11 protein-coding genes are annotated in these 10,719 nt (G+C 48.7%); 7 read left to right on the top strand and 4 right to left on the bottom strand.

Translation table 11 applies throughout. The features are described 5' to 3' along the window. Positions 1-12 precede the first annotated feature (12 nt). The 4 genes from DXD25_RS15275 to DXD25_RS15260 form a co-directional block, all read right to left on the bottom strand. On the bottom strand, positions 13-2,271 hold the full coding sequence (locus DXD25_RS15275) for a hypothetical protein (protein ID WP_117664253.1): 2,259 nt from the start codon (positions 2,269-2,271) through the stop codon (positions 13-15). 134 nt (positions 2,272-2,405) lie between these two features. Next, complete coding sequence (locus DXD25_RS15270; protein ID WP_117664252.1) at positions 2,406-2,666, bottom strand: DUF5053 domain-containing protein; 261 nt, start codon at positions 2,664-2,666, stop codon at positions 2,406-2,408. Between the two features lie 71 nt (positions 2,667-2,737). Next, positions 2,738-3,139 (bottom strand): DUF5053 domain-containing protein, encoded by a 402-nt coding sequence (locus DXD25_RS15265; protein WP_117664251.1) that lies wholly within the window; start codon positions 3,137-3,139, stop codon positions 2,738-2,740. A 340-nt stretch (positions 3,140-3,479) separates the two neighbouring features. Next, positions 3,480-4,478: a hypothetical protein gene (locus tag DXD25_RS15260; RefSeq protein ID WP_117664250.1), complete on the bottom strand. Its 999-nt coding sequence runs from the start codon at positions 4,476-4,478 to the stop codon at positions 3,480-3,482. Positions 4,479-4,713: 235 nt separating this feature from the next. Between DXD25_RS15260 and DXD25_RS15255 the strand changes: the two genes are divergently transcribed. The 7 genes from DXD25_RS15255 to DXD25_RS15235 all read left to right on the top strand — a co-directional run bounded on the left by DXD25_RS15255 (position 4,714) and on the right by DXD25_RS15235 (position 10,674). Next, positions 4,714-5,256 carry a hypothetical protein gene (locus tag DXD25_RS15255; RefSeq protein WP_117664249.1) on the top strand — a complete coding sequence of 181 codons (543 nt, stop codon included), beginning with the start codon at positions 4,714-4,716 and terminating at the stop codon, positions 5,254-5,256. Then, a complete protein-coding gene (locus DXD25_RS16785) occupies positions 5,253-6,305 on the top strand; it encodes a hypothetical protein (RefSeq protein WP_158556359.1) in 1,053 nt (350 codons plus the stop codon). Before DXD25_RS15255 ends, DXD25_RS16785 begins: the two co-directional genes overlap by 4 nt. Before the next feature lie 70 nt (positions 6,306-6,375). Then, complete coding sequence (locus DXD25_RS15250) at positions 6,376-8,598, top strand: bifunctional DNA primase/helicase (protein ID WP_158556358.1); 2,223 nt, start codon at positions 6,376-6,378, stop codon at positions 8,596-8,598. 56 nt (positions 8,599-8,654) lie between these two features. Beyond that, positions 8,655-9,086: a hypothetical protein gene (locus tag DXD25_RS15245; protein ID WP_117664247.1), complete on the top strand. Its 432-nt coding sequence runs from the start codon at positions 8,655-8,657 to the stop codon at positions 9,084-9,086. Between the two features lie 271 nt (positions 9,087-9,357). Then, positions 9,358-9,807 carry a D-Ala-D-Ala carboxypeptidase family metallohydrolase gene (locus DXD25_RS15240; RefSeq protein ID WP_233522344.1) on the top strand — a complete coding sequence of 150 codons (450 nt, stop codon included), beginning with the start codon at positions 9,358-9,360 and terminating at the stop codon, positions 9,805-9,807. A 75-nt stretch (positions 9,808-9,882) separates the two neighbouring features. After that, positions 9,883-9,981 carry a smalltalk protein gene (locus DXD25_RS17485; protein WP_158556357.1) on the top strand — a complete coding sequence of 33 codons (99 nt, stop codon included), beginning with the start codon at positions 9,883-9,885 and terminating at the stop codon, positions 9,979-9,981. Between the two features lie 93 nt (positions 9,982-10,074). Next, complete coding sequence (locus tag DXD25_RS15235) at positions 10,075-10,674, top strand: HU family DNA-binding protein (protein ID WP_158556356.1); 600 nt, start codon at positions 10,075-10,077, stop codon at positions 10,672-10,674. The last annotated feature ends 45 nt before the right edge of the window (positions 10,675-10,719 follow it).

The raw sequence follows: 10,719 nt of genomic DNA, 5'->3' as shown, positions 1-10,719 counted from the left end.
TTGTTTGCTTCCCTAATTAAGTTTTCGGACGGCCTCCCCCATAATTGGGGTATCGCCAAACAGACTTTGCTGTACTGGCTGTGTTTTCTTTTGCCCAGTCTTGCCCTTGCCTCGGATATAGTCACTCATGAAATGGCTCTTGAAGGCTTCCTTGGCATCCACTTCTTGCTCAGTGAATGGGATCCAATGGTTAGTGCCCTGTACAGCCTGTATGTTGTTATTGAACAATGTATAGGCAAGGCAGTCGCTCTGAAACTCCAAGTCGGTCTTCCATCCATCATTAGGATACAAGAACTGGTCTCGGTCGTTGAGCCAAGTGGCTTCTATAGAGTGGCAAACTGCGATGTAAATCGTGCATTCTTTTACATTGTAGTCTGTAACCCAACTACCACGTGGTGATTTCATTTGAGCTTTGTCGTTCATGATGAAATTATAGTTCACATTTGAAAAATCATGTGAGCGACATGACATGAATCCGATTTTCATTTCGTTGGGCTTGTTGCGCGTCTCGATAATCCAGTCGTTGATAGATGGCATCCCATCAAAAGGAGCCAAAGTCTTCTTGCCGATAAATTCTCCCTTTCTGTTGTAAACATCCGTAATGGTCTCTGTGAAGACATCGTAATCGTCCAAATGCCAAATGAAGAATCCTATAGGGAATTTTCCCTTTACATTATCAAATGTATCGGCTGGAACAATAAAATTTCGACCGAGCTTCGCTCGGAACGTTTTTCGGAAATCACGGAAGTTGGGTGCTTGCGCAATTTTCAACTTTGAAAATTGCGCAAGCACCGCTGTAGGGATTTCATCATATATTCTGATGATGAACTGAGCAAATAATTCTCGCCCTGCGATTCCTATCTTATCTAAGTATTTCTTGTATGTCAGATGCTTTACTGCCACATTGGTTTTCTGCATACCGCCTCCAGCTGCAATAACCTTTCTGTTTCCTGCCTCCGCATACGGCGGATTGATATAAATGACGAGTTTCTTGCGCTTCTCCTCGTCTTTCAATATCTCGATGAGCGACTCTGGGAGTTTGCTCTCCTCTGGCTTGTCGAGGTTGAAAGGATCGTTGAGGAAGTCGAACTGGAATACATGGCTGTCGAGCAAGTTACTGCCGCCGTGCTCCCCACGCAAAGCCTTGTTCATCGTGGCGATGCGGGTGTGCATCACCTCCACATCTGCCTTGTCGAGGGTAGATGCGTAGATGTTGTACTTGTTGGTCAAGCCTGCCAGCAAATTACCCGTGCCAGCACAGCAATCCCAGATATAGTATTCCTCCTGCCAGTTCTCGCCAAGTTCTCTTGCGAGGTATTCCTGCGATAGCTCCACCCACTGCGGAGGAGTGAAGAATGAGCCTTTGCGCTCCCTTACGTCCTGTGGCACGAGCAAGTCTCGGCGTTCCACCATCTTGTCCCAGTATTTGCGACGAGGTGGACGCTTGTATCGGTTCCAAAATTGAGTGTGCGCATTCTGGTTGTCGAGGAATACGGCTTGGGTATAGTTTTCCAGCCCAGTGTCGTTCACACGGCGGTCGAGCACGTAGTGGTCTGACTTCAGAAGCACGAAGAGTTTTTCCTTGAGTGTGGTGTTGTTGGCAGAGAGTAGGTCAGCGAGGTAGAAGTCGGCATCGATGATGCCAGCCTCCTTCAGCTTGTCCCAGTCACCGTTGATGGTTGGTTTCACCTCGGCGCACCATTTGCGGTAAATGTGGGTAAAGTTGTTGATAGTTACCTGTATCTGCTTCACGCCGTCCTGTCCCATGCGGAAATTTCGCTTGATAAACTGGCGCAGTTCCTTCTCGTCGGTGGCGTAGCGGAAGAGCACCAGTTGCTTTTTCATCAACGAGGAGAGTAGCCCAAGGAGTTGCTGGAACTCCTTCGACTGGTGGTCGGATGGGGTGACGTTCCAGTTGAAGTCGTTCTGGGAGAACACATCCATCACCTCATGGTATGGCACGAAGGCTATCTTCTCGGCGTCGAACGCACCGAGAAATGCTGGTGGCAGCTTGTCCTCGTAAGTGCGGGCCTTACCGATGGTGAGGATGAGCTGTATGAACGATTCCATTATGTCGTACGATGTGCCCTTCTTGGCTTCCGCCCAGAGCAGGTATTCGGTTTCGAAGAGTTGCGGACCGTGCGTAGGCACAGCCACGGCAAAGTCTATATTGCCGATAACTGGCGTGGAGTCATAGGTGGCGAACCAGTCTGCCGCCACCTTGTTCTTCAGTTCCGCCTCCTGTATGTTGCCATAAAATGATGTTGCCATGATGTGATGATGTGTTATTGTCTGTATATTTTGCTTTATTTCTCAGGTCTTGTCGTGATGCCCTCAAGAATCTCGCTTAGCTATGTAGTTGACTGCTGCCATGAGGGTATGAATGATAAACCCCAGCCTCATTTTTATATTCTGTCTGCAGCTGCACGTATGCGGTTTGCCACCTCGCATAATGCGCCACGAAGCATAGTCTTTTCCTCTTCGGTGAAACCTCCCACTCCACCATTTCCATCGATGCCATCGAGCTTGTAATAAAGCCATGATGCCGACTTGCCGAAATATGTATGTGCTATCTCTCGCCACGACACGAGCATCTGAATATCCTGGATACGCTGCTTTACAGCACTATCCTTGGTCTGATCATCGTTTTGTTTAATAATTTTCATATCAAAAATTGCTTAAATGAAGTCTCCGGCACGGAATCGTGCCGGGGACTGGGATATGTGAATAGTTAACTCTATGTCAACTGCAAAGAGCTAATGCGTTGTCCAATCTCCTGAACGGCACGATTGAAAATATCTTTCTGCTCGGAATTGAGCGTGTAAACATGACCGCGAACCTCTGAGCCATTGAGACGCTGAGAGAGCCATGCAGCGCTTTTTCCGAAGTATTCCTGTGCGATGTATCGAAGTGGCAGCAACTTGTAATCTTCCTTTGCAAGCTGCTCACGCAAAGTCTGGACTTCACTCTGAAGCTGATCGATCTTTTGGTTGATAAAAACCTCCGCTTCCTCTCTAAAACTATCATCAGCATTTAATTTGATGTAGTTTAAAATCTCAGTTTTTCGAGCTTCGCTCTTTTCGTCTTCCTTGCCTGCAAGAGAAGCGTATTCCCTAAGTAAATCCATGTTATTATTCATACCTATCTTTTTTATTCCCCTCCCGAAGGAGGGGAGATTTTTAAAAATCTAGTTATCTATTAACGATGCAAAAATACATAAAATTCTTTTAACAACCAAATGAAACATAAATTTTCTTTTATGTTTAACTCGTTTTTAACGTTTGGAGACGATAAAGCCCCCGATGCGTCACGCACCAGGGGCTCAGAAATCTATTAACTATGTTCCTATCATTATATGAAAACTGTCGTGTATTAAATTACGGCAGTCTGTAATTCTTTAGCTATTTGATGCAGGCATTTCAAAATCTGCTACTTTCTCTTTTTGCCAGGCTCATGGAATGTGTATGGCTACTAAGGGATTATTTCAACTTTCTAATCTGCTCTTCAGTCAATCCTGTCATTTTCATCACCGTAGCATCATCCATACCATTCTTAGTCAGATTTTCTACCATACGTCTCAGCATCTCCTGCTGCTCAAACAGGTCGGCATCCTTCTGCTTGATGGTCTTCTCTTGTTCCAGAAGGTCAGCATCCTTCTGCTTGATGGCCTTCTCTTGTTCCAGAAGGTCGGCATCCTTCTTTTCAATAAGTTTTGCCTGCTCCATAATCGCAGTATCACGATCCTCTAAAGCCTTGAAGAACTCAGCTTCAGCATTCATCTGATAACGCATTTCAGGATCAGCGGCAGCCGACTGAAGTCTATGAACAATATATTCCATTTCACCATCACCAGCATACTGCGATTCATCTACTCTCAATACTCTCCTATCCTCCTCGTAAGCAAGAGTCTGGTCGAAGACACTCAGCACTCTCTCCAAGTGATTATTCACCTTGCCTCTTAGCAAAGGAATCTGTACGATAATGCTGTCGTGCTGCAGACTCTCCACAAACGGATCAGGCTGATCAAGCACCACCTCCTTACCCTCGTAGTCGTAAATGCGATGCTGGGCATAGACCACAGGCTCATTGATTTCACCTACACGATGCCCCAACAGATACACGGCAACAGTAGGAAGAGCATACTTATTGTCAGATTCTTTCGTCATATTCTCCTTGTTGTTATATTGCAAGGCGAGATATTGGCGGAAGCGTAAAGTTTCCGTCTCAAGCCATGTTTTCTGCAGTTCGATAAGAATCAGTTTCTGTGAACCATCCTTCTCCTTCACCTTGGCGGCGAAGTCGATTCTGAACATGGAAATGGCATTGCGATTGATATTGCTGTATTCGTTGCGGCGCATCTTTACCTCCAGCACCTCCTTCTGCAAGAGTGCCGAAAGAATGGTCTTAGCGATGCGCTCGTCCTCCATCAGGTATTTGAACACGGCATCATAAAGTGGATTTGCAACATATACCATCATAACTTACTATTTATTAATTGAAAGAATTGTTTTAACTCCTATCCTGCAAATATACGCCAATTATCCGAAACCACCAAATTATTTCTGTTAAATCTCGCAGTATTAAGTGGCAAAAAAATATTTTTATCACTTCATCTACTATAGTCACGAAGTATTCATCTCTTTGGCTATGTCACGGAATTTTCATTTTTTTGCAATGCGTAAGGCAATGTCGCCTTTGCATTAAACAAAAGTAATGAAAAAGAACACAGAAAACAGACCAAGACCCAAGGCTACCATCTACATTCAATATGATGCAGAGAAGGCAGAAAAATTCACTGGTTACACCACAAGATGGAAAATGCAGAGAAAGGAAACCTTGAACATCAGCCTCTTCATCCGAGAGTTGAATGAGCAATACAAGATTACGAAATCAGCCTTTCACGAGACAAGTGGAATACACAACAAGGTATTCAACAAATACCTGAACGTACCCGACAACTGCAGCCTGTCAACGGAAGCTATCGAGCGCATTGCCGTATGCATCCTCCTCCTGGAGCCACCCCTCAACGCACACCCAGAATTTGAAGCCGACTGCGAGAAAAAGAAAGGAGGCTTCCGTGGGGTGATTGCCAACATGAGTGATGAAAATATCGAAGATATGAGAAAGAATTTTCGTAAAGTATTCGGAACGTTCGGTTATCATCTGACACACTCTATCGAGAGCCTGGACGAGCTTAACGAACTGAATGTATTCTACTTCAACAAATTCACTAACGTAAATGGTAAATTGAAATGAAAAACAACACAACCAGCAATGACACCTGCTACACCATCCAGCCGCTCACCACCTGCATCGATATCAGGACGGAGCGAAGACTCATCGCCAGCTGGCATACCAGCGGGCTGACGGATACGCAGATCCGCAAAATGCTGATGCTCTACTTCGGAGAACCGGCATGGATGAACCAGCAGAAACTGTATGACAGTTATAGATTTAAGGACATCGTAGAGGGACTGCGATTCCATAGCCGACATGATTTCGTGGAAATCCTGCTCAGATGCACAGGATTCGGATTCATCTGGAAAAATGATGAGAAGCCTCATACCGACCAGAATCTCATGGCGTTTTACACTCCTATCTGGCATGTCAGCGACGAGAAAGATATGGGAAACAACCCCGATTTGAACTCAAGCGTGCAAACCTTGCACCCCGTTATTAATAATAATATATATATTGAAAAGAAAAATAATAAAAAGAAAAATTTAAGCAAGAATGTAACGGGGTGCAAAACTTGCTCGGCTGAGCACGAGAAGGAAGTGGAAGCTGCAGCCAAGGCGCTCCTCAATTACATCGGAACCGACCCGGATGCTTACGCCAAGGTGGTAAAGCCCGTGAATGAAATAACGCAAAAGCTTAATCCGAATCTCTACATAAATCCGGAGGAAGCCTGCCCTACCAACATGGCTACAAACACATTCTTCAACGACTATCTGTATCCCTATCTGCTCAAGAACAGCAAGGTGATGATGAACATCAAGAACCCGGTGGGCAAAAGCTGCTGGCTCGCCAATCTCATCAAATACGATTTCATGCAGAAGAACATCATGCGTGCCGTGAATGATGCCACCAAGTACCTCAAGCTGCATGCGGCAGAAATGATGCGGCAGTACCGACCTATCTCGAATTTCGAGTATCAGGACAAGGCGTCGAAGCAGCGATTCTATGATACGCCACGAAGTGATGGAACCCAGGAGCAGCATCGAATACCACAGGATGCTGCGCCGAGACCATCCGGCAACGCTGCCTGGAACAAATTCTCGCACACCTGGGTTGTTCCAAAGTAAACCACTGTCAAACAAACAAGCTTTCACAAGAAAACAAACAATACAACAACAACATAAAATTACTAAAAACATGGAAGAAGACCAACAAAATCAAAACAAAAATGAGAAGCCACGTTACTATGCTACCGACTTCAATGAAATCAAGGAAAATCTCTCTGATGAAGAGAAGCTGCTCTTCGAGAGATACAAGGAAATGCTGAGCGGCATCATCCCTGCTGATGATGCTCCATCCCTCAAGACCCTCCTCAATCACCTGAAGGACATCAGCCAGAAAACCATGAAGCTGATGGCTGGAGGAAAGCTCGACATCCAAGTGACATGTCCGAAATGCGGAAAGACACGCTGCTTCATCAAGGTGGATAACGGATTGATCCACTGCTGGTCGTGCAACTGGAGCGGATACCTGGAGGAGATGAAATCGCTGCTCGGAAAGGGCAGCGGTAAGGTGAACGGAAACTACTATGCCAACGCACAGAAAAAGCAGCAGGATGAACACAAGGCCAAAGACTACGTGCCCATGCTGCCCGACGACTTCCTCGAGATAGATGCCGAAACCCGATCCTGGCTCTACCCCATCTACCCCTTCAAAAACCAGGAAGATCAGCAGCAGTTCATCGACCACTTCCACCCCGCCAACCTCCTCTCGCGCCATCCCAAGGCCCGTCCCCTGATCAGCGCCACCGAACTCGCCTCGCTCCAGTCGATGGTGCAGCGATATATCCAGGCGATGAAGATCTCGCCCGACATCATCGTACAGGAAGGAGTGATGTGCGCATGGATGAAGCAGACGGCGGATGACCCCAAAAGCGAGGACCCGAAAGGCGTGGAGATGGTGCCTGCCATCGCCTACTGCAACTACCTGGACGGAAAGATCATCAACGTGAAGTTCCGCTCCGTGCAGCAGCACCCCATCACCGGCGAGTGGAGCAAGCTCTTCTGCCAGGTTTCCCCCACCAAGCCCTGCGCCCCCTACGGCATCGACAGCATCAACCTGCTCCGACCCGACGCTCAGCCCATCCGCCAGCTCATCATCACCGAAGGCGAAAAGGACCGGCTCACGCTGATGACCTGCGGATTCCCCTACGTGCTGAGCATCGCCAACGGCGCCAGCACCAACATCGAGGAGAGTCACGAGGCTTTCGACGAGTGGATTCAGCAGGCGGGCGAAATCATCATCTGCGGCGATACCGACCGCCCGGGCCGCCGACTGGTGAAACTCCTGATAGAGCAATACCAGACCCGCGCCAAGGTTACCACGCTGCCGCAGGGCAAGAAGGACATCAGCGAGGTATATGAGGCATTCGGAAGCCGCGAGGTGCAGCGAATCATCAGCGAAGCGCAGGGCATCAGCGACGCCGACATCTACGACCTCTCCGAGCACAAGGAAGACATCCTCGACATCATGATGGGCAACTACGACCATGGCTACGAGGTGGGCATGGGCGGACTCACCGACGGCATCTTCCACCCCACTTCCGAGGGCGGACTCATCATCCTCACCGGTCGCCCGAACTCGGGAAAGACGGATTTCCTCAACTGCCTGATGGCGCATCTGATGTACCACAACCAGAAGCGCGTGGCGTTCTTCTCGTTCGAGAAACCTATCAAGGGCAAGCACGTGAGGGAGATTGCCCGCATTGCCCTGGGGGTGAGGAACACGGAGAATATGGACGGTGCAGAATCGCCCGAAGAGGCAAGACAGGAGAACCAGAAGGTGCTGGATTACCTGTCGGAGCACATGGTGGATTTCGACACGAAGACCCGCCTGCCCGACAGCAACTACATCATCGGAATGATGGAGGCGATGATGAACCGCAAGAAGCAGAAGATAGATTATCTGGTGATAGACCCGTATGTGTTCATCAACATGACCGAGGGCGGCAGCCGTGCCACGGAGACGGAAAAGGTGAGACTGATGCTGACGAAGCTGCAGGCATGGAGCCGTACGCGCCACATCTGGACGGTGGTAGTGGCCCACCCGAGAATACAGTACAAGGACGGTCACGAGGCCTTTCCGCCGCTGGATATCTACTCCGTAGCGGGCAGTGCCCAGTGGGCTAACCTCGCCGACTTTCTGCTCACCGTAAACCGAATCTCGAAGCCCGAAGAGGGCAAGATGTTTACCATCGTAGAGATGCTGAAGGTGAGAGACCAGGAGTTCTGTCATCCCGGAAAGGTGTACTACGTGCGCCAGCCCTGCGGCAGATACGACGAAAGGGAATCGGAAAACGACTGCATAGCCGAGGCGATGCAGGGCAAGGTGCTGGCGAAAGACGATGAACCCTGGAGATAGTGAATAGTGATTCATATTTTGCGCCAGCAATCATATTTTTCTAAAATAATACGCCTATGACAAGAGAAGAGTACAACGAGCTGAGAGCCCGTGCCCACGAGCAGATGCTCGACGACTATAAGTGGATGCTGGATCAGGAATCGGGCATCCGGGAGTGGCGATGTCCCAAGAGATGGATCATTGAGTTCGTACACGATGTGAGCGACTATGTGATGGTGAGGAGCAGCGGCGAGGAGGACGTGGGCGATGAGTGGCACGATGATCTCCTGCGCCCCATCCCCCTGCAGAAGCTCTACCGCCAGTTCTTCCAGAAGAGCTGCATTCCCCCACCCAATCATCCGGATAAGGCGCTGAGCAAGCTCAGGGGCATGGAGCAGCGCAACAGCATCTACCCCGACAGCATCACGAGATTCTACATGGAGCAGCTGCAGAAGAATCCTCCCTGCCGAATCATCGAGCTGCTGATCATGGAAGGAGGAGAAAGCTGAAAAGAGCCTCTATTGGCTTGGAATAGAGCCTCTATTGGTCTGGAATAGAGCCTCTTTTACCCTGCAATAGAGCCTCTTTTGGCGATGAAATGAGCCTAAAACAAACGTTACGTTAGGCTCATTTCATCGCCAAAAGAGGCTCAAATGATTTCCCAAACGGGGTAACCCTCAATGTAACCCTCGCAGTAACCCCCAAACCCTTGACAAACCCGAAAAAATTTCGTATCTTTGCATCGTAAACCAATCAATAATGCTTATGGAAACACACACAATGTTAGAACTGGAGAGGATGCAGCAGATGCTCCTCTCCACTCACTTCGCCCTCGGAGAGTTTCTCCGCTCAGGCACCGCCATCAAGTATGGCATCGACAACACTCCACAAAGCTCCATGGTCATCATCCGTCTGATGATGCTGTGCGAGCAGGTGCTGGAACCACTTCGTCTGCATTGCGGCATCATCACCATCACGAGCGGGTATCGCTGTCCGCAGCTCAACCTCGCCGTACATGGCGTACCGGGAAGTCAGCACACCCTGGGCGAGGCTGCCGACATCTTCATCCCGAACGAGGAGATTCTGGCGAAGTACAGAAAATTCATAGAATCGAGCTGCACCTTCGACCAGCTGATCCTGGAGCCTCGCGGCGCCTCTCCCGGCAATCACCGCTGGCTGCACGTAAGCTACACCATGCGGCGGAAGAACCGTCAGCAGGTATTGATGTAAAATTTTCTAACAACCTGATAAAAAGAGATGAATTTTTTCTAATAACATTAAAATAAACAGAAAGGAGATACAAAAATGAAGAAAGACACATGGAAAACCGTTATCCAGATTGCGATTTCTATTCTCACGGCGATTGCCACCACCCTGGGGGTAACCTCGTGCATGAGTAGCTAACGCAGAGAAATCTGCGTCATCTGCGAAATCTGCGTGACAAAAAAACGATGAAGAAAGAAAAATGAATGTTTAACCCTTTAAATCTAAATGAGTATGGCAAAATTCAGAAAAGTGAAGAACAACCGCAAGAACTCCCCTACCAGGGGAATGATCTACGGTAGAGCAGTAGTGAACAGAGTGGTGCACACCAGCGCCATCGCCAAGAAGATTACCGAGCGATGCACCGTTACCGAACCGGACATCCTGGCCGTGATCAACGCCCTGATGACAGAGATCTCAGCCAACATCTCCGAAGGCAACAAGGTGGTGCTCGACAACTTCGGAAGCTTCAAGCTCGGCATCAGAACTTCCCCAGCCGTAAGCGCCAAGAAGTTCACCCAAGCCAACATCAAGGCTATGTACATCATCTACTCACCTTACTCTGTCATGGACCAGGGCAAGCGAGTAAAGCCGATGCTCAGTGGCATCAAGATGGAGGAGATGACCGAGTACAACGGCATCGAAGACAAGGAAAATGGCGGCGGAACTTCAGGCGGCGGAACTTCTGGTGGAACCGATAAGGACAATACCGGTGATACCTCCGGCGGCACCGACAAGGACAACCCAAGCGGCGGCAACACCCCATCAGGAGACACCGGAAAGGATAACACCGGAGACGGTGAAGGCGGCGGAGGCGACAATGTAAATTTCTAAAATCAAGAGGGTGTGTCATAAGTCTATGGCGCACCCTCTTTTATG

This window comes from Prevotella sp. TF12-30, assembly GCF_003436715.1.
Lineage (GTDB): Bacteria > Bacteroidota > Bacteroidia > Bacteroidales > Bacteroidaceae > Prevotella > Prevotella copri_A.
Note: the sequence above shows the minus strand (reverse complement) of the source record. Positions and strands in the feature narration are given on the sequence as shown.